We start from the raw sequence: 21,105 nt of genomic DNA on the forward strand, positions 1-21,105 counted from the left end.
CGTGCTGGTCTCCTCCGGCGTCATCGCCGCCGGCCTGGCCCCGCTCGGCCTGCCCCGACGGCCGCGGGCGCTGGCCGCGCAACAGGCCGCCGCCTCGGTCGGGCAGGGCCTGTTGATGCACCGCTACACCGAGGAGCTCGGCCGGCATGGCATCACCGTCGGCCAGGTGCTGCTCACCGTCGACGACATCACCCGGCGCGCGCACTACCGCAACGCGATCTCGACCTTCACCACCCTGCTCGAGCTCGGCGTGCTGCCGATCGTCAACGAGAACGACACGGTGGCCACCTCCGAGATCCGGTTCGGGGACAACGACCGGCTCGCCGCGTTGGTGGCGCACGTGGTCCGCGCGGACCTGCTGGTCCTGCTCAGCGACGTCGACGGGCTGTACGACGCCCCGCCCGGCCACCCCGGCGCGAGCCTGGTCGCCGACGTGACCTCGCTCGCCGACCTCGCCGAGATCAAGGTGGGCAGGGCCGGCTCCGCCGGGGTCGGCACCGGTGGCATGGTGACCAAGCTCGAGGCGGCCCGGATCGCTGTCGAGGCCGGCGTACCGGTCGTGCTGACCTCGGCCGACCGCGCCGCGGAGGCGCTCGCCGGGGAGCCGGTCGGCACGCTGTTCCATGCCACCGGGCGCCGCCGGCCGTCCCGACTGCTCTGGCTCAAGCACGCCGGGGAGCCGGTCGGCGCGGTCGTCCTGGACGCCGGCGCGGTGCGGGCGGTGGTGGAGCGTGGCGCCTCGCTGCTGGCCGCCGGGGTGACCGAGGTCCGTGGCCCGTTCCACGCCGGCGACCCGATCGACCTGGTCGCACCGGACGGCGGGGCGGTCGCCCGCGGGCTGGTCAACTACGACGCCGAGGAGCTCCCGCAGCTGCTGGGCCGCAGCTCGCCCCAGATCCGGGCGGAGCTGGGGCCGGCGTACGCCCGCGAGGTGGTCCATCGCGACGACCTGGTGGTGCTCTGAGCCGAGTCCGACCCGGCTCCGTCCGGACGGCGCCGGCACCGCCGGTCTCACCGTGAATCCGCAGGTGGTGGGCCGGATCACGGCCCCGGCGGAGGGGAGGTGAACATCTGACGAACAGCGTTTCGGAACGCTTTACGACTCCCTGCCGGGTCGGCACCGTTGACGTGTGAGCCCCGAGACATTAGCCCTGGTGATCGTCGTCGTGACGGCACTCGGATTCGACTTTACGAACGGCTTCCACGACACCGGCAACGCGATGGCGACCTCGATCGCCACCGGAGCGTTGACGCCGCGCGTGGCGGTCGCCCTCTCCGCCGTGCTGAATCTGGTCGGCGCGTTCTTGTCCGTGGAGGTGGCGCTGACGGTCACCAACGCGGTGATCAAGGTGCAGAGCTCCGACGGGACGCCGTTGACCGAGTTCACCGGCAGCGGTGCGGACAAGCTGTTGATGATCATCCTGGCCGGCCTGGTCGGTGGCATCGTGTGGAACCTGCTGACCTGGCTTCTCGGGTTGCCGTCCAGCTCCTCCCACGCGCTCTTCGGCGGCCTGATCGGCGCCGCCGTTGCCGGCCTCGGCTTCAGCGGCGTCAACTGGGTCGGTGACGGCTCCGCGCTCGACGGCGTGGTCGGCAAGGTGATCCTGCCGGCCGTGCTGTCGCCGGTCGTCGCCGGCGCGGTCGCCGCGCTGGCCACCTGGCTGGTCTACCGGATCACGGTCGGCGTCGCGGAGCGGTTCGTCCGCGACGGCTTCCGCTGGGGTCAGGTCGGCACCGCGTCGCTGGTCAGCCTCGCCCACGGCACCGGTGACGCGCAGAAGACGATGGGCGTCATCACCCTGGCGCTGATCGCCAGCGGTCACTGGACCGACACCGCCAACATCCCGCTCTGGGTCAAGGTGGTCTGCGCCGTCGCCATCGCCAGCGGGACCTGGATCGGGGGCTGGCGCATCATCCGCACCCTCGGCAAGGGCCTGGTCGAGATCGACTCCCCGCAGGGGATGGCCGCGGAGGCCAGCTCGGCGGTCACGATCCTGGCCTCCAGCCACCTCGGCTTCGCGCTGTCCACCACGCACGTGGCCACCGGCTCCATCCTGGGCACCGGCCTGGGCCGCCCCGGCGCCGAGGTCCGGTGGAGCGTGGCGATGCGGATGGTGACCGCGTGGGTGATCACCCTGCCGGCGGCGGCGGTCGTCGGCGCCATCATGTTCGGCGTCGGCCGACTCTTCGGCGACGTGGGCGGTCCGATCGTGGTGCTGGCCATCCTGATCGCGCTGGCCGGCTTCATCTACGCCCGATCGCGCCACGAGCCGGTGGACGCGAACAACGTCAACGACGAGTGGGACGGCATGCCGACGCCGAGCGGCGGCACCCTCGCCGGTACCGCAGGAGGTGTCGCATGAACGCACTGGAGGCAAGTGCCTTCGTCAAGGATCTGGGCTACACCCTGGATGGCGCCTGGAAGGTGCTGCTCGCCGGGCTGATCCTCGGCGCCGGGCTGTGCGCGGTGTACGCCGTCGGCATCCGTGGGATGGCGCTGTCGGCGGCCGGCTCCGGGGAAGCCGGGCAGGGCGGGCAGGGCGGTCGGCAGGGCAACGCGATCGGATACGTGATCGCCGGGGTGTGCCTGCTGATCGTGCTCTACGGCATCGTCAGCGGCATCATGATCGTGCTGGGCAGTGGCCTGGGCAAGGACGTCACCTTCGACCATGTCATCCCGATGTTCACCGAGAAGTCCTGAGGAGGCGGACATGACCACCGACAGCACCGACAGCTCGACCGTCTCCCGCATCCTGGGGTGGCTCAAGGCCGGCTACCCGGACGGGATCCCGCCGAACGACTACCCACCGGTGCTGGGCGTGCTGCGGCGCAACCTCACCGAGACCGACATCGAGGCCATCGCCGACGACCTGGCGCTGCACTCGGTCTCGGCCGGCGACGTCCCGGTCACCGCCGACGACATCCGGGCGATGGTGCGCGAGCACATCTTCCAGAGCGCCACCGGCGAGGACCTCGCCCGGGTCTCGGCCCACCTGGCGGCCGGCGGCTGGCCGCTGGCCGCCGACCTGGCCTGAGTCCTCGCCCGGACCCGGCGCCTGGGCCTGGTGCCTGGACCGGTCGCCTGGATCGGGCTCGACAGCGAGGGGCGGTACGCCGATCGGCGTACCGCCCCTCGCTGGAGTTCGATGGAGTTCGACGGCGGTCAGCTCGACCGCACGCTCTTCTTCACCCAGGAGATGAAGTTCGTGGTCGCATCCCCGGTCCGCTCGGCCATGGTGTGGCCCTGGCCCCACACGGTGGCGAAGTCGATGTTCTTCACCCCCACCGCGTTGAGCGCGAGCATCAGGTTGATCTCGGTGGTGTTGGCGGTGTCGCCCTGCATGATCCCGGTCCGGATCCGCCAGTGCGGCGCGATGGTGGAGGACCCGTAGCCGTCGTAGTAGCGGTTGAGGAAGTACATCGGGTTGTACATGTCGCTGCGGGTCAGCACGTCCTTGCCGATGCTGTCGGTCTTCGTGAAGTCGCTGGTGTACTCGGCGGCGGCGTAGTCCGAGCTCCAGTCGTCGAGCGCGGAGTAGCTCGAGCGGTGAGCGGCGATGAGGTCGCGGGAGACCGGCGCGAAGTGCAGGCCGTCGGTGCCGCTGCCCAGGACGACGTTCTCGGTCTCGCCACGGTCGATCCCGTCGAAGGCGCCGACGTCCTTGCTCGCGCTCTTCTGGGAGTTGACGAAGCCCTCCAGGCTCAGCACCGTGGCGGTGTTGCTGCTGGAGTCGTAGCTCACCCACTCGGTGTCGCTGTTGAGGTAGTCGATGTAGTCCTCGACGGTCTCGTACGTCGTGGAGGAGCTCGACGAGCTCGACGAGCTGGAGGAGTCGCTGGAGCCGGAGGAGTCGGTGGAGTCGGTGGAGTCGGTGGAGCCGGTGGAGCCGGTGGAGCCGGTGGAGTCGGTGGAGCCGGATGGCGCCGCGCCACCGCTGGGAGCACCCGAGGGGGCGTCCCCGGTCGGCGCGTCGCCGGTCGGGGCGTCGCCGCTGGAGCCGCCGGTGTCCATGCCGGCCATGGTGCTGTTCGACGGGGTGTAGGGGAAGGTGGTGTCGGAGAGGAAGTTGTTCAGCGAGGTGGTGATCACGCCGACGACGTAGTCGTAGTAGCTCCCGGCGAGGTACCGCCCGCTGGCGGACTTCTTCAGCTTCAGGGTCTTCCCGGCCGGGCTCTTGAGCTTGAGCTTGTTGAGGTAGCCGGCGAAGGCGGTGGCGAGGTCGTCGGAGTAGGCCGCGGTCCAGGTGCCCGACGCGCGCGTCCCCGAGGACGAGAACTGCCCCATGTTCCACTCGTACGCCGCGTTGGCGTAGTCCAGGTTGGTGATCGGGCACCACGCCATCACGCCGGCGACGGCGTCGCTGATCGTCTTCCCGCTGGTGTCGGTCATCGCCGCACCCAGCGACTTCAGGTAGGGCCGGTACGCCGCGATGTCGCCGGTCGTGCCCATGATCGAGCTCTGCGCGCCGCCGCCGCTGTGTCCGAAGACGAAGATCCGCTCGGTGCTGCCCGGCAGCACGTCGGAGTTGTAGCGCACGTAGCGCACCGCGGCCTTCAGGTCGGTGACGCCCCAGGGCGCGTTGCCGTCGTAGTCGTCGGTGTTGCTGTCCTTGCCGCGCAGCCCGGCGAAGACGTAGACGAAGCCGGCCTCCAGGAACTCCGAGACGTCGTCGTAGCTGTAGCTCGACGGCGGAGTCTGGGCGGCGTAGCCGGGGGTGTTGACCGGGAAGACGATCGGCGCGGTGCGCGCGGAGAAGCCGCTCACCCGACCGGAGTCGTCGATCGTGGCGGTGTAGTTCCCCTCGTCGTTCTTGCTCGCCTTCAGGTAGGCCCCCGGCACGTAGATGCCGCAGGACTCGTAGTCCTCGGCGGCCGGTGTCGCGACGTAGTAGTTGCCGATCTGGTAGTAGACGTCGTTGTCGGAGTCGTAGCTCCAGGCCGTGTCGTCGAAGGCCAGCGAGGTGTCCTTCGACGACGTCGTCGCCGAGCCCGCCGAGCTGGAGGAGCTCGAGGAGGTCGACGCCTCGGCGGCGCACCCGGTCAGGGCGAGCGCTCCCAGGGAGGTCACCCCCACCGCTTTGAGCATGGTGCGTCTGTTCAGTTCCGTCATGGCCGGCCTTCCCGCTTCGAGGTTGCTGTGCCTCGAAGCCTGCCGGGAGCGGCTATGCGGTTCGTTTACGTCTTCTGTGCCGATATTGTGAACAATCTAGTCGCCGACCGCCTCGATGCCGCGCTTGACGATCAGCGGGTCGGGTCGGCCGACGACCTCTGGGTCCTTGTCGTCGTAGTCGACGCCGGCCAGGAAGTGTCGCATCGCGTTGAGCCGGGCGCGTTTCTTGTCGTTGCTCTTCACCGTGGTCCACGGCGCCCACTCGGTGTCGGTACGGCGGAACATCGCCTCCTTGGCGGCGGTGTAGGCCTCCCACCTGTCCAGCGACTCCAGGTCCATCGGGGAGAGCTTCCACTGCCGCACCGGGTCGATCTGGCGGATGATGAACCGGGTGCGCTGCTCGGACTGGGTGACCGAGAACCAGTACTTGGTCAGCGTGATCCCGGTGTCGACCAGCATCTGCTCGAAGAGCGGCGCCTGGTTCATGAACTGCTCGTACTGCTCGTCGGTGCAGAAGCCCATCACGCGCTCCACCCCGGAGCGGTTGTACCAGGACCGGTCGAAGAGCACCGTCTCGCCGGCGGTCGGCAGGTGCTGCACGTAGCGCTGGAAGTACCACTGTCCGCCCTCCCGGTCGCTCGGCTTGTTCAGCGCCACGGTGCGGGCATAGCGGGGGTTCATGTGCTCCATGAAGCGCTTGATGGTGCCGCCCTTGCCGGCGGCGTCTCGTCCTTCGAAGAGCAGCACGTGTCGCGACCCGGTCCGCTCGTTCCAACGCTGGAACTTCAGCAGCTCGACCTGCAGCAGGTACTTCTGCTCGTCGTACACCTCGCGCTCGAGCCGGTCGGGGTAGGGGTAGTTCTCCCGCCAGGTGTCGACCGCCCGCCCGCTCGGGTCGATGAGCACCGGATCGTCGTCGTGGTCCTCGCCGATGGTGTGACCGTCGATGATGAGGTGGTCGATGTAGGCACGCAGATCCTGGGACATGGCGCGAGCGTAGGGAGCCCGGTTGAACGGCGGGTTACGAGCGGCGCGCCGATGGGCCGTAGGCTGGGGCACGCGATGAAGGACCGCACCGTCTACCTGGATCACGCCGCCACCACGCCGATGGTTCCCGCGGCGATCGAGGCGATGACCGCGGAGCTCGCCCGGGTCGGCAACGCGAGCTCGCTGCACGCCTCCGGCCGCCGCGCGCGCCGGGCGGTGGAGGAGTCCCGGGAGCGGATCGCGCACGCGCTGGGCGTGCGGCCCAGCGAGATCGTGTTCACCTCCGGCGGCACCGAGGCCGACAACCTGGCGCTGAAGGGCATCTTCTGGTCCCGGCGAGCGGCGGACCCGCGCCGGGTGCGGATCCTCAGCTCCGCCATCGAGCACCATGCGGTGCTCGACTCGCTGCACTGGCTGGAGTACGCCGAGGGGGCCAAGGTCGAGCTGGTCGGGGTGGACGCCGAGGCCCGGCTCCGCCTCGACGAGCTGCGGGCGGCGGTCGAGGCGGATCCGAGCTCGGTGGCGCTCATCTCGGTGATGTGGGCCAACAACGAGGTCGGCACGCGGCAGCCGATCGAGGAGGTGGCGGCGCTGGCCGCGGCCTACGACATCCCGGTGCACACCGACGCCGTCCAGGCGGTCGGCGCGGTCCCGGTCGACGCGACCGGCGTGCACGCCCTCTCCCTGACCGGCCACAAGGTGGGCGGTCCGATCGGCGTCGGTGCGCTCAAGGTCGCCCGCGAGCTGGAGGTGACCGCGCTGGTGCACGGTGGCGGTCAGGAGCGCGACATCCGCAGCGGCACCAGTGCCACCGCGGGCATCGTCGGGTTCGGGGTCGCGGTCGAGCTCGCCGTCGCCGGTCAGGCCGAGTACGCCGCCCGGGTCGGCGCGCTGCGCGAGGAGCTCGTCGCCCGGGTGCTCGCCGAGGTGCCCGACGCGGTCCGCAACGGCCCGGCCGACCCGGCCGACGCGCTGCCCGGCATCGCGCACCTGACCTTCCCCGGCTGCGAGGGCGACTCGTTGCTGATGCTGCTGGACGCCCACGGCGTGGAGTGCTCGACCGGGTCGGCCTGCTCGGCCGGGGTGCCCCAGCCCTCCCACGTGCTGCTCGCGACGGGACACAGTCCCGAGGCGGCCCGGGGCTCGTTGCGGTTCAGCCTGGGCCGGACCACCACCCGCGCCGACCTCGACCGGCTGGTCGCCGCCATCGGCCCGTGTGTCGAGCGGGCCCGGGCGGCGGGGTTGAACCGATGAGGGTCGTGGCGGCGATGTCCGGCGGGGTCGACTCGGCGGTGGCTGCCGCCCGCGCCGCGGAGGCCGGGCACGAGGTCACCGGCATCCATCTGGCGCTCTCCCGCAACCCGGCCTCGTATCGGACCGGAGCCCGCGGCTGCTGCACCATCGAGGACGCCACCGACGCCCGGCGGGCGGCCGACCTGATCGGCATCCCGTTCTACGTCTGGGACCTCTCGACCAGGTTCCATGCCGACGTGGTGGAGGACTTCCTGGACTCCTACGCCGCCGGCGACACCCCCAATCCGTGCCTGCGCTGCAACGAGAAGATCAAGTTCGCCGCCGTCCTCGAGCGGGCGCTGGCGCTCGGCTTCGACGCGGTCGCCACCGGTCACTACGCCCGGCTGCGCGAGGGCCCGGACGGTCTGGTGCAGCTGCACCGGGCCGTGGACGGGGCCAAGGACCAGTCCTACGTGCTCGGTGTCTTGGACCAGCATCAACTGCGGCACTCGCTGTTCCCGCTGGGCGAGACCGACAAGCCGGCCGTGCGTGCCGAGGCGGCTCGTCGCGGCCTGCTGGTCGCCGACAAGCCGGACAGTCACGACATCTGCTTCATCTCCGACGGCGACAACGCCGGCTGGCTGGCGGAGAAGCTCGGCGACCGCGCGCTCAACACCGGCGGCCCGATCGTCGACGAGTCGGGCGACGTGCTCGGCGAGCACGCCGGCACCCACGGGTTCACCATCGGGCAGCGCAAGGGGTTGCGGCTGGGCCGCCCCGCCGCCGACGGCAGGCCGCGGTTCGTGCTCGACATCGAGCCGGTCTCTGGCACCATCACCGTGGGGCCGCGCGAGCGGCTCGCCGTCACCCGGATCAGCGGTCGCCGGCCGCGCTGGTGCGGCACCGTCCCGAGGGTCCTGGACTCGCCCGAGGTGAGGGTCCAGCTCCGGGCACACGGCGAGGAGCATCGCGCGATCGTCCGGGTCGAGGGCGACGAGGTCGAGATCGAGCTGCGCGACCCGGCGTACGGCATCGCCCCGGGGCAGGCCGCGGTGATCTATCAGGGCACCCGGGTGGTCGGCTCGGCGACCATCGCCGCGACCCGGCGCGTGCCGGCGGCAGTCTCGTGACCGTGTCCCTGACGAACCGCACGCCCCTCCCGGCGCGGCGCGGTGCGGAAGGTCGGGGGTGCGCGTGACGCGGGCGACGGGGATCGGGTCGCTGCCTGGGACCGATCTCGGCGCCGCGGTCCGGCTGGTCTTCGACGAGACGGCCGCGGAGGGCTTCGTCCCGTATCTGCCGGAGCTGCCCGCGCGTGGGCCGGGTGCCGACATGATCGGCCGCACCCTGGCGATCGTCGGCGAGCTGGACGCCGACCTGCAGCCGGCCGGCTGGCGGCTGACCGGATCCTCGGGCTCGCCGGGCCTCGACCAGCGTCGCGCCAGGTCGCTGCTCGGCCAGGACCTCGACGTCGTCGAGGAGGAGAGCCAGGGGTACGCCGGCCCGCTGAAGCTGCAGCTGGCCGGGCCGCTCACCCTCGCGGCGAGCGTGGAGCGGCCGCGCGGCGACAAGCTGCTCGCCGACCACGGCGCCCGTCGCGAGCTGGCCCAGGCGCTGGCCGAGGGCGTGGCCGGGCACGTCCGCGACGTACGCCGCCGGGTGCCGGGCGCGGACCGGCTGATCGTGCAGTTCGACGAGCCGGCGCTCGCCGCGGTCGCCGCCGGCCGGGTGCCGACCGCTTCCGGCTACGGCCGGCACCGCAGCGTGCAGCCGCCGGAGATCGACGAGCTGCTGCGCACCGTCTTCGCCACCGCCACGGCGCCGGACGAGGATGGACGCGACGGGCAGGACGAGCGAGATGAGCAGCGCCGGCGGAGCGAGGAGGCATGGCTGCACTCGTGTGCCGCCGGCACCCCGCTCGGCCTGGCCCGTACGGCGGGCGCCGCCGGTCTCGCGGTCGACCTCGCGGTCCTCGGCGCCGGTGACCACGACGCCCTCGCCGAGCTGATGGAGTCCGGCGGGAGCGTCGGGCTGGGCGTCGTACCGTCGCTGGAGCCGCCCTCATGGCCCACCACGGGACGGCTGGCCGAGCGGGTGCAGCGCTGGCTGGACATGGTCGGCCTCGACCCGGACCTCGCCGGCGACCGGCTGGTGATCACGCCCGCCTGCGGGCTCGCCGGCGCGAGCCCGCAGTGGGCGCGACGGGCGGTCGCGCTGGCCGCTGAGGTGGCCGCCGCGCTCAGCTGACCCGGACCGCCGGCTCGCCCTCCTCCTCGGCGTCGCTCGCGTCGGGCTCGTCGTGATCGGCGGCCAGCTCGGTGTGCTTGACCCGCATGAACGCCCAGATCACCGCGGAGCCGACCAGCGCCATCACGGTTCCGGCCAGGAACGCACTGGTCGCGCCGTGGGCGAAGATCTGGTTCTGGATCTGGGTCAGCACGTCCTGCGGCACCGCGGCTCCCGAGCCACCGGCCGCCTTGGTGATGGTCTCGGTGTCGTTGCTCATCACGTGGGTGGCGACCGTGGCCAGCACGGCCAGGCCGAGCGCACCGCCGACCTGCTGCATCGTGTTGAGCACTCCCGAGCCGATGCCGTTGTCCTCCGGACGGAGCCGGTGCACGGCGGTGAGGGTGACCGGCACGAACGTCATGCCCATGCCGATCGACATCAGCATCACCCACGGGAAGATGTGCGCCCAGTAGCTGACCTCGGGCGGGTTGACCGGCAGCGAGGTGTCGCTCGGGATCCGGGAGAAGCCGAACAGCGCGGCGGCAGCCAGCAGGGTGCCGATCCCGGCCAGGTAGCGCGGGTCGATCCGGTTGACCAGGTTGGAGGAGAGCGCCGCGGCGAAGACCATCCCGACGGAGAACGGCAGGAAGGCGACGCCGGTGTGCAGCGGGCTGTAGCCCTGGACGTCCTGGATGTACTGGCTGAGGAAGTAGAACATCGCGAACATCGCGGCCGGCAGCAGCATCATCGCCACGAACGAGGCGGCGCGGGTGCTGCTGGCGAAGATGCGGAACGGCAGCAGCGGGTGCTCGGCGCGGGACTCCACCAGCAGGAAGACGGCCAGCAGCACCAGCCCGCCGATCAGGAAGAGCAGCGTGGTCGAGTCGCCCCAGCCGTCGCTGGAGGCATGGGTCAGGCCGTAGACGACGGCCAGCAGCCCGCCGGTGCCCAGGATGGCGCCGGGCACGTCGAGCCAGCCCTCGTGCTTCTCCGACTCGGGCAGCAGCATCGGCGCCAGCACCGCGGCGACGATGCCGATCGGCACGTTGATCAGGAAGGTCAGCCGCCACCCGTCGACGCTGATGCCGGCCACGCCGTCCAGGCCGGTCAGCCAGCCGCCGAGGATCAGGCCGACGGCGGCGCCGACGCCCGACATCGCGGCGTACACCGCGAAGGCGCGGCTGCGCCGCGGGCCGGCCGGGAAGGTGGTGGTGATCAGCGCCAGGGCCGACGGCGAGGCGAGCGCCGCGCCCGCGCCCTGGAAGCCGCGGGAGGTGAGCAGCATCGCCTCGTTCTGGGCCAGGCCGCCGACCAGCGAGGCGACGGCGAACACGACCAGCCCGATGATGAACGTGAGCCGGCGGCCGTAGAGGTCACCGAGCCGGCCGCCGAGCAGCAGCAGGCCGCCGAAGGTCAGCGAGTAGCCGGTGACCACCCAGGTCAGGCTGCTGGCCGAGAAGTCCAGGTCCGACTTGATGAACGGGAGTGCGATGTTGGCGATGGTGGCGTCGAGCACCACCATCAGTTGTGCGATGCAGATCAGCACCAGGGCCCAGCCGAGGTGACGGCTCCCTGTCGCCGAGGAAGGCGGATCCGCCTTGTCGAGCACTGTCATGGAGTGGTCCTTGAGGTTGAGGTGATGGTCGGTTCGTGAGGGGTGTCGGCCACCGACGGATCGGGCGGCCCGATCCCGACGGCGGGCAGGATGACGTGATCGACGACCCGGGTGACGATGTCGGCGCTCGGCGGGTCGTTGAGCAGGAACAGGCGATGCAGGATGATGCCGGCGAGCGCCGGGACTATCACGTCCAGATCGAGGTCGTCGCGGATCTCGCCACGTGCCTGGGCACGCTCGTAGATCTCGCGGCCGAGCCTGATCTTGGGGTCGAGGAACTGGCGGCGGAACTCGGCGGAGAACTCCTCGTCGCGGGCCAGCGCGGTCAGCACCGAGCCGAAGAGACCGACGACTCGGGAATCGGTGAGACCGCCCATGCCGCAGAACGTGCCGATCAGGTCGCCGCGCAGGCTGCCGGTGTCGGTCGGGACCACCGGCTCCTTCTCGGCGAGGAGGGCGTCGATGACCAGGTTGGCCTTGCCCTGCCAGCGCCGGTAGAGGGTGGCCTTGGAGACCTTGGCACGCTTGGAGACGGCGTCCATGGTGAGCCGGTCGTAGCCGACCTCGCCGAGGACCTCGAGGCTGGCGTTGAGGATCTCCAGCTCGCGGTCGCCTTCGACCCGGGGTCGGCAGGCGGCGCGCAACGGGGCGATCACGGCGGCTCCTCCCGAGCTTTCTGTTGCGGTTCCGTTTACCTGGATGAAACGAAACTGTTTCGTTTCATCCAGGGCGACAGTACGCCGGTCGATCCGGTGGTGCAAACCCGTTCCCGGTCGGGGACCCAGGGCGCGCGGCGGCGCGTCGAAATCCGGTGCCCGACGTGTCGGCGCGAGGAGGCAAGATGGGACCGTGACCACGGAGACGAGCCCCGAGTCCAGTCCCGGATCAAGCCCCGAGGCCGGTGCTGGGGCCGGTGCCGAGTCCAGCGCTGAGTCCAGCGCCGTCGAGCTGCGCGACCGGCTCGTCGCGCAGATCGAGGACGCCTCGGACAAGTACTACCGCGACGGCACCTCGCCGCTGACCGACGCGGACTACGACGGGCTGCTGCGCCGCCTCGGCGACCTGGAGCAGCAGTACCCCGAGCTGGTCACGCCCGACAGTCCGACGCAGCGGGTGATGGGGCACGTCTACACCGACTTCACCGCCCACCCGCACCTGCAGCGGATGGAGTCGTTGGACAACGCCTTCAGCCTGGACGAGCTCGCCGCCTGGCACGAGCGGGTGGTGCGGGAGAGCGGCCGGGTGCCGGAGCTGCTGTGCGAGCTGAAGGTCGACGGTCTGGCGATCAACCTGCTCTACCAGGACGGTCAGCTCACCCGGGCGCTGACCCGTGGCGACGGGACGACCGGGGAGGACGTCACCCCGAACGTGCGCACCATCGCCAGCGTGCCGCATCGGCTCACCGGCACCGCCGACTTCCCGGTCCCCGCGTTGGTGGAGGTGCGCGGCGAGGTCTATCTGCCGACGGCCGTCTTCGAGGAGATCAACGCCGCCCAGGCCGAGGCCGGCAAGCCGCTGTACGCCAACGCACGCAACACCGCCGCGGGGTCGCTGCGGCAGAAGGATCCGCGGGTGACGGCGTCGCGGCGGCTCACCATGGTGTGTCACGGCGTCGGCGCCAGGGACGGCTTCGAGCCGGTGGCGCAGTCGCAGGCGTACGCCGCGCTGGCCGCCTGGGGGCTGCCCATCTCGACGAAGGTCAGGGTGCTCGCCTCGCTGGCCGAGGTGCGCGACTACATCGACCACTACGGCGAGCACCGGCACGACCCCGAGGTGCTCGACCACGAGATCGACGGCGTGGTGGCCAAGGTCGACGACGTCGCCCTGCAGCGAGCGCTGGGCAGCACGTCGCGGGCCCCGCGTTGGGCGATCGCCTACAAGTACCCACCCGAGGAGGTCAACACCGAGCTGCTGAGGATCGAGGTCAACACCGGCCGGACCGGACGGGTGACGCCGTACGGCGTGATGCGGCCGACCAAGGTCGCCGGCTCGACGGTGGAGATGGCCACGCTGCACAACTTCTACGAGGTCAAGCGGAAGGACGTGCGGCCCGGCGACACGGTGATCCTGCGCAAGGCCGGCGACGTGATTCCGGAGATCCTCGGACCGGTGCTGGCGCTGCGCCCCGACGGGCTGGCGGAGTGGGAGCCGCCCACCGTGTGCCCGGCCTGCGGCACCGAGCTGGTGGAGCAGAAGGAGGGCGACAAGGACAAGCGGTGTCCCAATCACCGGTTCTGCACGGCGCAGGTCATCGAGCGGGTCAACCACGTCGCCGGCCGCGGTTCCTTCGACATCGAGGGGCTCGGCTGGGAGGCGGCGGTCGCGCTGGTCGAGACCGGGGTGGTGGCCGACGAGGGTGACGTCTTCGCGCTGGATGCCGACCGGCTGGCAGGCGTGCCGCTCTTCACCCGGGCGCCGAAGAAGGGTGAGCCGGACGCCCCGCAGCTCACCGCCAACGCGATCAAGCTGCTCGACCAGCTCGCCGAGCGCAAGCAGGTGCCGCTGTGGCGGGTCCTGGTGGGGCTCTCGATCCGGCACGTCGGACCGACCGCCGCGCGGGCGCTCGCGACCGAGTTCGGCTCACTGGACCGGATCCGGGCGGCCTCGATCGAGGAGCTCGCCGCCGCCGACGGCGTCGGCGGGGTGATCGCCGAGGCGGTGGTCGAGTGGTTCGAGGTCGACTGGCATCGCGAGATCGTGGACAAGTGGGCGGCCGCCGGGGTCTCGATGGCCGACGAGCGCGACGAGTCGATCGCGCGCACCCTCGAGGGCCTGACGGTGGTGGTCACCGGCTCGCTGTCCGGGTTCAGCCGCGACTCCGCCAAGGAGGCGATCATCAGCCGGGGCGGCAAGGCGGCCGGCTCGGTGTCGAAGAAGACCGACTACGTGGTGGTCGGCGAGAACGCCGGCTCCAAGGCGGACAAGGCCGAGCAGCTCGGCGTGCCGGTGTTGGACGAGGCGGGCTTCGTCGAGCTCCTGGCGGGCGGCCCGGATCCGGGTCCGGAGTGATCCGCGGCCCGAGGACGAGCTCCGAACCGAGCTCCGGGCCGGGCTCCGGGCCGGGAACGTGCTACGCCCAACCACGCAGCAGGGTCGGCACGAGCGCGCCGATGAGCGTTCGCGCCTGTGCGCGGGACCCGGTGACGGCGGCGTACATCACCGGTCCGACCAGCTGCGCGACGGCGATCCGGGTGCCGGGCAGGTGGTCGAGTCCGGCGCGGATCCGGTCCACGACCACGGCGGCGGCCTCCCGAACCGGGTCCTGGTCGGCGACGAGCGCGGCGACCCGCGGGTCGTACTGCGCCTCGCCGAGCAGCGCGCGGTAGGAGAGGCCGGCGGGGGAGACGGTGAGGAAGCGGAGCAACAGCTCGGCGAACGCGATCAGCTCCTGGGTGGCGTCGGCGCGCGGCGGGGCGATCAGCTCCTCGCCGGCATCGTGCACCGCGGCCTCCATCAGGATCTCGGCCTTGTGCGACCACCAGCGATAGAGCGTCTGGCGGCCCACGCCGGCTCGCTCGGCGATCGACTTCATCGACATGGCGGCGTATCCCTGCTCCACCAGCAGGTCGTCGACCGCCCGCAGCACGGCACGATGCGCCTGTTCGCTTCGCGGTCGCCCGGGTGCGGCCATGTCGGATCCTCCGGTCAGGATGCGGCGCCATATACGAGGCACTCTGTCTCGTTATAAGGTAGCCCAGACGGAGACCGGACGGGGGCGTGGATGTGTGCCAGATGTGAGGCCGGCGGCGCCACCCACCAGCCCGGCGTGACGCCCGGCCAGCAGGCCGCACCGCGGAAGTTCGGAGCGCTACGGGACCGGCACTCACGGGCGTACCTGATCAGCGCCGGGCTGTCGATGATGGCGGACAACAACGAGCACGTCATCACCTACTGGGTGCTGTGGCAGAGGTTCCACTCGCCGGCGCTGGTGGGCTTCGAGGTGATCAGCCACTGGCTGCCGTTCCTGCTCGGCTCGGTGTGGTTCGGCACGCTGGCGGAGAAGTACGACTGCCGCAAGCTGATCGGCATCTCCCAGGGCCTGTTCATGCTCGTCTCCTTCTCCTGGGGCGTGCTGTTCGCCACCGGCTCGCTGCAGATGTGGTCCGCCTGCGTGCTGCTGGTGCTGCACGGCGTGGCCGGCGCGATGTGGGCGCCCGCCGAGCAGCTGATGCTGCACGACTTCGTCGACCGGGCCGAGCTGCCCAGCGCGGTCCGGCTCAACGCCACCTTCCGCAGCCTCGGGGTGCTGTTCGGGCCGGCGGTCGGGTCGGCGCTGCTGCTCGGTCTCGGCGCCGAGTGGGGGATCTTCGCCAACGTCCTCTTCTACCTCCCGATGACGCTGCTGATGACGCGGATCCCGTTCACCGGCCACACCCGCGACGGGGACCAGCTGGCCGGCAAGATCACCTTCGCCGACACCGGCCGGGTGCTGCGCGAGGTGCGCGCCAACCGGGTGCTGATCAGCATGATCGCGCTCTCCGGTCTCACCGCCGTGACGATCGGCGGGGCGCTCCAGGTCGCGATGCCGATCTTCTCCGCCGACCTCGGCGCCGGCACCTCCGGCACGGCGTACGGCGTGCTGCTGTTCGCCAACGGCGCCGGCGGCGTGCTGGGTGGATTCCTGCTCGAGGCGACCGGGACGATCCGCGCGACCACCGGCGCCGCGGTGGTCAGCAGCGCCTTGTTCGGCGCCACCACGCTGGTCTTCGCCACCCTCGGGAACTATCCGTTGGCGGTGGTGATGCTGGTGGTCGGCGGGGTGGCCAACATGGCCTCGATGTCGATCACCCAGAGCATCGTCCAACTCGAGGCGCCGCCCGGCGACCGGGGCCGGGTCTTCGGCGTCTTCGGGGTCTTCAGCAGCGGCTTCCGCACCGCCAACGGGATCACCCTGAGCGTCTTCGGGCTCCTGGTCGGCACGGCCGGGACGGTGGCGCTGTGCTCGGTGCTGTTGGTGCTGGGCACGCTCGTGCTCGGGCTCTACGCCCGCTCCGGCGGACGTCGCGGTGGCGGGCCGGGCGATGGGCTCGGAGTCGACGCCGAGCGCGTCGAGCAGGCCTTCTAGGATTGCCTCATGCCAGAACTCACCCGCGACGAGGTACGCCATCTGGCCGACCTCGCCCGGATCGATCTCAGTGACGCCGAGCTCGACCACCTGGGCCCGCAGCTCAACGTCATCCTGGACTCGGTCGCCTCGATCCAGGGGGTGGCCGGCGACGACGTCGTGCCGACCTCGCACCCGATCGGGATGACCAACGTCTTCCGCGCCGACGTGGTGGGCGAGTGCCTCACCCCCGAGCAGGCGCTGGCCGCGGCACCGGCGGTCGAGGAGCAGCGCTTCAGCGTGCCGCGGATCCTGGGGGACGAGCAGTGAGCGAGCCGACCACCGGCCGTACCGACTGGATCCACCGGACGGCCGCCGAGCAGGCCGCCTCGCTCGCCACGGGTGAGGTCACCAGCGTCGAGCTGACCCAGGCCCATCTCGACCAGATCGCCCGGGTCGATGGCGGTGCGGCAGGGGTGCACGCCTTCCTGCACGTCGATGCCGAGGGCGCGCTCACCCAGGCGAAGGCCAGCGACGAGCGTCGGGCGGCCGGGACGGCGCGGCACCAGCTGGACGGCGTCCCGATCGCGGTCAAGGACGTGCTCACCACCACCGGTCTGCCCACCACCTGCGGCTCGAAGATCCTCGAGGGCTGGATCCCGCCGTACGACGCCACGGTGGTCGCCAAGCTCAAGGAGGCCGGTCTGCCGATCCTGGGCAAGACGAACATGGACGAGTTCGCGATGGGCTCCTCCACCGAGAACAGCGCCTACGGCCCGACCCGCAACCCGTGGGACCTGGACCGGATCCCGGGCGGCTCGGGCGGCGGCTCGTCCGCGGCCGTCGCCGCCTACCAGGCGCCGCTGGCACTGGGCACCGACACCGGGGGGTCCATCCGCCAGCCGGGGCACGTCACCGGCACGGTCGGGGTCAAGCCGACCTACGGCAGCGTCAGCCGGTACGGCCTGGTCGCGCTGGCCAACAGTCTCGACCAGGTCGGCCCGGTCACCCGTAGCGTCCTCGACGCCGCGCTGCTGCAGGAGCTGATCGGCGGTCACGACCCGCTCGACTCCACCTCCGTGCCGACCCCGGTCACCGGCCTGGTCGCCGCGGCCCGCGCCGGCGCCGCCGGCGACCTGGCCGGCGTCCGGGTCGGCGTCGTCACCGAGCTGCGCGGCGAGGGCTGGTCGCCGGGGGTGATGGGGGTCTTCGCCGAGGCGGTCGAGCGGCTGGAGCGACTGGGTGCCGACGTCGTCGAGGTCTCCTGCCCGCACTTCGTGCACGCGATGGCCGCCTACTACCTGATCCTCCCGGCGGAGTGCTCCTCGAACCTGGCCAAGTTCGACGCGATGCGCTACGGGCTGCGGGTCATGCCCGACGGCCGGCCGGGATCGACCGGGCCGAGCGCCGAGGAGGTGATGCGGGCGACCCGCGATGCCGGCTTCGGCGACGAGGTCAAGCGCCGCATCATCATCGGCACCTACGCGCTGTCCAGCGGCTACTACGACGCCTACTACGGTCAGGCGCAGAAGATCCGCACCCTCATCATCGAGGACTTCACCCGGGCCTTCGAGCGGGTCGACGTGCTGGTCAGCCCGACCGCGCCCACCACCGCGTTCAAGATCGGGGAGAAGGCCGACGACCCGCTGGCGATGTACCTCAACGACCTGGCCACCATCCCGGCCAACCTGGCCGGCGTGCCGGGCATCAGCGTCCCGGCCGGCGTCGCCGCGGACGACGGCCTGCCGGTCGGCGTACAGTTCCTCGCCCCCGTCCTGGAGGACGCGCGGCTGTACCGGATCGGCGCCGCCCTCGAGGCCGCGGTCACCGCGGCGAACGGCCCCGTCCTGACTCCCGAGAAGCTGGCGATCCGATGACCCCCACCCTGGTTGGCCCCGACGACCTGCTGGAGCGCTACGACCCGGCCCTGGGGCTGGAGGTGCACGTCGAGTTGAACACCGCGACGAAGATGTTCTGCGCCTGCCCGACCACCTTCGGCGCCGAGCCGAACACCCAGGTCTGCCCGACCTGCCTGGGTCTGCCCGGCGCGATGCCGGTGGTCAACGCCACCGCGGTCGAGTCGGCGATCAAGATCGGCCTGGCGCTGAACTGCGAGATCGCCGGCTGGTGCCGGTTCGCCCGGAAGAACTACTTCTACCCGGACATGCCGAAGAACTTCCAGACCTCGCAGTACGACGAGCCGATCTGCTTCGACGGCTACCTCGATCTCACGGTGCCCGAGGAGAACGGCGGGGAGGGCGAGATCGTCCGGGTCGAGATCGAGCGGGCGCACATGGAGGAGGACACCGGCAAGGCGCTGCACGTCGGCGGCGCCACCGGCCGGATCCAGGGCGCCGATCACTCGCTGATCGACTACAACCGGGCCGGCATCCCGCTGATCGAGATCGTCACCCGCCCGATCCTGGGCACCGGTGCCCGGGCGCCGGTGGTGGCCCGGGCCTATGTCGCCGCCCTGCGCGATCTGGTCGCCGGCCTGGGCGTCTCCGACGTCCGGATGGATCAGGGCTCGATGCGCTGCGACGTCAACCTGTCGCTCTCCGCAAGGCAGAGCGGCGTGCTCGGCACCCGCACCGAGACCAAGAACGTGAACTCGCTGCGCTCGGTCGAGCGCGCGGTGCGCTACGAGATGTCGCGGCAGGCCGGCATCCTGGATGCCGGCGGTTCGGTCCTGCAGGAGACCCGGCACTTCCACGAGGACGACGGCACCACCTCCGCCGGCCGGGAGAAGTCCGACGCGGAGGACTACCGCTACTTCCCCGAGCCGGACCTGGTCCCGGTGGCACCCTCGCCGGAGTGGGTCGAGGAGCTGCGGGCCGCGCTGCCCGAGCCGCCCGCGGTCAAGCGGGCCCGGTTGCAGGCCGAGTGGGGCTACACCGACCTGGAGATGCGCGACGTGTGGGCCGCCGGGGCGCTGCCGCTGATCGAGCGGACCGTCGCCCTGGGCACGGCGCCGCAGCCGGCCCGCAAGTGGTGGCTGGGCGAGCTGGCCCGGGCCGCGAACGAGTCCGGCGACGAGCTCGACGCGCTCGGCGTCGGGCCGGCCGAGGTCGCCGAGGTGCAGCGTCTGGTCGAGGGCGGCACGCTGAACGACAAGCTGGCACGGCAGGTCTTCGAGGGGATGCTCGCCGGCGAGGGCACGCCGAGCGAGGTGATCGAGAAGCGCGGGCTGGCGTTGGTCTCCGACGACGGCGCCCTCGGTGCCGCCGTCGACGCCGCCATCGAGGCCAACCCGGACGTCGCCCAGAAGATCCGGGACGGCAAGGTGGCCGCCGCGGGTGCCCTGATCGGTGCGGTGATGAAGCAGATGCGCGGACAGGCGGACGCGGCCCGGGTCCGGGAGCTGATCCTGGAGAGGCTCTCCTAGACCGAGCATCGCCGGCGTCGCCGGCCCGGACCGGCGGAGGGCCGGCCGGCCCGGACGGCGCGGCCGAGGGCGCCGGTGTCGTAGCCTGCCGGGGACAACACGTTCACGGGAGGGGAAGCCGGTCGAAGTCCGGCGCTGACCCGCAACCGTAGGTTCCGATCGCAGATCGGGGCGAGCCGGAGCACCTGCCGTGTGACGTCCTGGCCCGAGCGCTGTCGCGGAACGCCACCCACGGGTGGCCGCAGCGGAAAGGAACCCCATGCGAGTCACCTCTCACCGATCTGTTCTGGCGGGCGTCGCGGTCGGTGCGCTCGCCGCCCTCACCCTGACCGGATGCGGCTCCACCGACGCCGACTCCACCGACGCCGACTCCTCGACGGCGTCCGGCACGGCGTCGGCCGCGGCGGCCGCGTCCTCGACCGGATCCGCCGAGTCGACCGGTTCGAGCGGCTCGACCGGCTCGACCGGCTCGTACGACACCGCGACCCTCGACGAGTCCACCGACTGGATCCTGGGACGGACGGACAAGGGCCTGATCTACAACAAGCAGTACCAGTTCGACGACTACTCCCTCAGCGCCGACCTCGGCCTGAGCCTGGCCGCGATCGGCGGGCACGCACCGGAGCTGGCCACCATCGCCAAGGCGGTCTCGGCGAACTCCACCACCTACCTCGCCCCCGGGTACGGCACCCTGGTCTCGGCCGGGTCGGCCGCCAAGGCGGCGGTGCTGGAGCAGGCCGCCGATGCCGGCGCCGGCGTCGTCGGCCCGCTGGTGACGAAGCTCGAGTCGACGGTCGTGGGCAGCGGTCCCGCGGCGGGCCGGATCGAGGACAAGATCGACACCGGGGTGAAGAACGCCGCCGACTACGCCAACACCATCGGACAGAGCCTGGCGGTGCGGGCGCTGAACGCGGCCGGCAGCGACAAGGCCCCCGAGGCGACCGCGTTCCTGCTCGACCAGCAGTGCTCCGACGGCGGGTTCCGGCTGTACTTCTCCGCCGCGAAGGCCGCCGACCAGAGCTGCGTTCACGGCTCGGGCAGTTCGGACGTCGACGTCACCGCCTACGCCGTGCTGGCGCTGGCCGAACTGCCGGATCCGAGCGCGGCCCAACAGCAGGCACTCGACGACGCGGTCGGCTGGCTGCGCGAAGTCCAGGCCGGCGACGGCTCGTTCTCCTCGGCGAAGCCGGTGGTGGCCAACTCCAACAGCACCGGCCTGGCGGGTACGGCGCTCGGCGAGGTCGGCGAGGCGACCGGCGACGCCGACGACACCGCGGCCGCCGAGGCCGCGGCGCGCTGGGTGAGTGCCCACGTGGTCGGCTGCGGTGCCGCGGCCGGTGCCATCGCCTATGACGCCGCGGCGCTGAAGACGGCCAACGCCACCGGCATCACGGTCAAGACCCAGGGCCAGTTCGACCTGGCGACGGCGCAGGCGCTGCCGGTGCTGCAGTGGCTGCCGGCCGGGGCGGCCGGCGCCACCACCTGCTGAGTGTGACATCGCA

General features: G+C 71.5%; 18 protein-coding genes and 1 riboswitch. Of the genes, 13 read left to right on the forward strand and 5 right to left on the reverse strand.

The features are described from left to right. From proB to QM638_RS00035, 4 genes are all read left to right on the forward strand, one after another. Positions 1-964 (forward strand): glutamate 5-kinase (gene proB, locus QM638_RS00020; RefSeq protein WP_415139873.1); only part of this gene is annotated, 964 nt, incomplete at its 5' end. A 166-nt stretch (positions 965-1,130) separates the two neighbouring features. Beyond that, positions 1,131-2,363, forward strand: a complete 1,233-nt coding sequence (locus QM638_RS00025) for an inorganic phosphate transporter (protein WP_415139874.1) — start codon at positions 1,131-1,133, stop codon at positions 2,361-2,363. Further along, positions 2,360-2,701, forward strand: coding sequence for a hypothetical protein (locus QM638_RS00030; RefSeq protein ID WP_415139875.1), 342 nt, complete (start codon positions 2,360-2,362; stop codon positions 2,699-2,701). Before QM638_RS00025 ends, QM638_RS00030 begins: the two co-directional genes overlap by 4 nt. 10 nt (positions 2,702-2,711) lie before the next feature. Next, complete coding sequence (locus QM638_RS00035; protein ID WP_415139876.1) at positions 2,712-3,035, forward strand: DUF3349 domain-containing protein; 324 nt, start codon at positions 2,712-2,714, stop codon at positions 3,033-3,035. 128 nt (positions 3,036-3,163) lie between these two features. Here the strand turns inward: QM638_RS00035 and QM638_RS00040 are convergent, their stop codons facing one another. Both QM638_RS00040 and ppk2 read right to left on the reverse strand, forming a co-directional pair. Next, positions 3,164-5,110, reverse strand: coding sequence for a subtype A tannase (locus QM638_RS00040; RefSeq protein ID WP_415139877.1), 1,947 nt, complete (start codon positions 5,108-5,110; stop codon positions 3,164-3,166). 96 nt (positions 5,111-5,206) lie between these two features. Further along, complete coding sequence (gene ppk2, locus QM638_RS00045; protein WP_415139878.1) at positions 5,207-6,097, reverse strand: polyphosphate kinase 2; 891 nt, start codon at positions 6,095-6,097, stop codon at positions 5,207-5,209. Positions 6,098-6,172: 75 nt separating this feature from the next. On the opposite strand from ppk2, the gene QM638_RS00050 reads away from it, so the two are divergent. From QM638_RS00050 to QM638_RS00060, 3 genes are all read left to right on the forward strand, one after another. After that, entirely contained in the window at positions 6,173-7,351 is a 1,179-nt protein-coding gene (locus QM638_RS00050; RefSeq protein ID WP_415139879.1) for a cysteine desulfurase family protein, read from the forward strand. Then, the gene (gene mnmA, locus QM638_RS00055) at positions 7,348-8,460 is read left to right on the forward strand and encodes a tRNA 2-thiouridine(34) synthase MnmA (RefSeq protein WP_415139880.1); all 1,113 of its coding nucleotides are present in this window, start codon (positions 7,348-7,350) and stop codon (positions 8,458-8,460) included. Before QM638_RS00050 ends, mnmA begins: the two co-directional genes overlap by 4 nt. A gap of 64 nt (positions 8,461-8,524) precedes the next feature. Further along, entirely contained in the window at positions 8,525-9,577 is a 1,053-nt protein-coding gene (locus QM638_RS00060) for a methionine synthase (protein ID WP_415139881.1), read from the forward strand. Here the strand turns inward: QM638_RS00060 and QM638_RS00065 are convergent. Continuing rightward, positions 9,570-11,174 (reverse strand): MFS transporter, encoded by a 1,605-nt coding sequence (locus QM638_RS00065; RefSeq protein WP_415139882.1) that lies wholly within the window; start codon positions 11,172-11,174, stop codon positions 9,570-9,572. The genes QM638_RS00060 and QM638_RS00065 overlap by 8 nt on opposite strands. Continuing rightward, on the reverse strand, positions 11,171-11,830 hold the full coding sequence (locus tag QM638_RS00070; protein WP_415139883.1) for a TetR/AcrR family transcriptional regulator: 660 nt from the start codon (positions 11,828-11,830) through the stop codon (positions 11,171-11,173). The genes QM638_RS00065 and QM638_RS00070 overlap by 4 nt, the downstream gene beginning before the upstream one ends. A gap of 43 nt (positions 11,831-11,873) precedes the next feature. Between QM638_RS00070 and ligA the strand changes: the two genes are divergently transcribed. Continuing rightward, positions 11,874-14,183: an NAD-dependent DNA ligase LigA gene (gene ligA, locus QM638_RS00075; protein ID WP_415139884.1), complete on the forward strand. Its 2,310-nt coding sequence runs from the start codon at positions 11,874-11,876 to the stop codon at positions 14,181-14,183. Between the two features lie 61 nt (positions 14,184-14,244). On the opposite strand, the gene QM638_RS00080 is transcribed toward ligA, so the two are convergent. Continuing rightward, positions 14,245-14,805, reverse strand: a complete 561-nt coding sequence (locus QM638_RS00080) for a TetR/AcrR family transcriptional regulator (protein ID WP_415139885.1) — start codon at positions 14,803-14,805, stop codon at positions 14,245-14,247. A gap of 90 nt (positions 14,806-14,895) precedes the next feature. On the opposite strand from QM638_RS00080, the gene QM638_RS00085 reads away from it, so the two are divergent. From QM638_RS00085 to QM638_RS00105, 5 genes are all read left to right on the forward strand, one after another. Further along, the gene (locus QM638_RS00085; RefSeq protein ID WP_415139886.1) at positions 14,896-16,239 is read left to right on the forward strand and encodes an MFS transporter; all 1,344 of its coding nucleotides are present in this window, start codon (positions 14,896-14,898) and stop codon (positions 16,237-16,239) included. A gap of 9 nt (positions 16,240-16,248) precedes the next feature. Next, the gene (gatC, locus tag QM638_RS00090) at positions 16,249-16,548 is read left to right on the forward strand and encodes an Asp-tRNA(Asn)/Glu-tRNA(Gln) amidotransferase subunit GatC (protein WP_415139887.1); all 300 of its coding nucleotides are present in this window, start codon (positions 16,249-16,251) and stop codon (positions 16,546-16,548) included. Continuing rightward, entirely contained in the window at positions 16,545-18,095 is a 1,551-nt protein-coding gene (gene gatA / locus QM638_RS00095; RefSeq protein WP_415139888.1) for an Asp-tRNA(Asn)/Glu-tRNA(Gln) amidotransferase subunit GatA, read from the forward strand. Before gatC ends, gatA begins: the two co-directional genes overlap by 4 nt. After that, positions 18,092-19,603, forward strand: coding sequence for an Asp-tRNA(Asn)/Glu-tRNA(Gln) amidotransferase subunit GatB (gatB, locus tag QM638_RS00100; protein ID WP_415139889.1), 1,512 nt, complete (start codon positions 18,092-18,094; stop codon positions 19,601-19,603). Before gatA ends, gatB begins: the two co-directional genes overlap by 4 nt. An 83-nt stretch (positions 19,604-19,686) precedes the next feature. Then, a riboswitch (cobalamin riboswitch) is annotated at positions 19,687-19,811 on the forward strand. A gap of 51 nt (positions 19,812-19,862) precedes the next feature. After that, positions 19,863-21,092, forward strand: coding sequence for a prenyltransferase/squalene oxidase repeat-containing protein (locus QM638_RS00105; protein ID WP_415139890.1), 1,230 nt, complete (start codon positions 19,863-19,865; stop codon positions 21,090-21,092). The last annotated feature ends 13 nt before the right edge of the window (positions 21,093-21,105 follow it).

Source organism: Nocardioides sp., from assembly GCF_047606145.1.
GTDB lineage: Bacteria > Actinomycetota > Actinomycetes > Propionibacteriales > Nocardioidaceae > Nocardioides.

Excerpts from the sequence above, each read along its gene's own strand:
- QM638_RS00030 (WP_415139875.1), top strand. The coding sequence starts at position 2,360 with ATGAACGCACTGGAGGCAAGTGCCTTCGTCAAGGATCTGGGCTACACC.
- QM638_RS00035 (WP_415139876.1), top strand. The coding sequence starts at position 2,712 with ATGACCACCGACAGCACCGACAGCTCGACCGTCTCCCGCATCCTGGGG.
- QM638_RS00040 (WP_415139877.1), bottom strand. The coding sequence starts at position 5,110 with ATGACGGAACTGAACAGACGCACCATGCTCAAAGCGGTGGGGGTGACC.
- ppk2 (WP_415139878.1), bottom strand. The coding sequence starts at position 6,097 with ATGTCCCAGGATCTGCGTGCCTACATCGACCACCTCATCATCGACGGT.
- QM638_RS00050 (WP_415139879.1), top strand. The coding sequence starts at position 6,173 with ATGAAGGACCGCACCGTCTACCTGGATCACGCCGCCACCACGCCGATG.
- mnmA (WP_415139880.1), top strand. The coding sequence starts at position 7,348 with ATGAGGGTCGTGGCGGCGATGTCCGGCGGGGTCGACTCGGCGGTGGCT.
- QM638_RS00065 (WP_415139882.1), bottom strand. The coding sequence starts at position 11,174 with ATGACAGTGCTCGACAAGGCGGATCCGCCTTCCTCGGCGACAGGGAGC.
- ligA (WP_415139884.1), top strand. The coding sequence starts at position 11,874 with ATGAAACGAAACTGTTTCGTTTCATCCAGGGCGACAGTACGCCGGTCG.
- QM638_RS00080 (WP_415139885.1), bottom strand. The coding sequence starts at position 14,805 with ATGGCCGCACCCGGGCGACCGCGAAGCGAACAGGCGCATCGTGCCGTG.
- QM638_RS00085 (WP_415139886.1), top strand. The coding sequence starts at position 14,896 with ATGTGTGCCAGATGTGAGGCCGGCGGCGCCACCCACCAGCCCGGCGTG.
- gatC (WP_415139887.1), top strand. The coding sequence starts at position 16,249 with ATGCCAGAACTCACCCGCGACGAGGTACGCCATCTGGCCGACCTCGCC.
- gatB (WP_415139889.1), top strand. The coding sequence starts at position 18,092 with ATGACCCCCACCCTGGTTGGCCCCGACGACCTGCTGGAGCGCTACGAC.
- QM638_RS00105 (WP_415139890.1), top strand. The coding sequence starts at position 19,863 with ATGCGAGTCACCTCTCACCGATCTGTTCTGGCGGGCGTCGCGGTCGGT.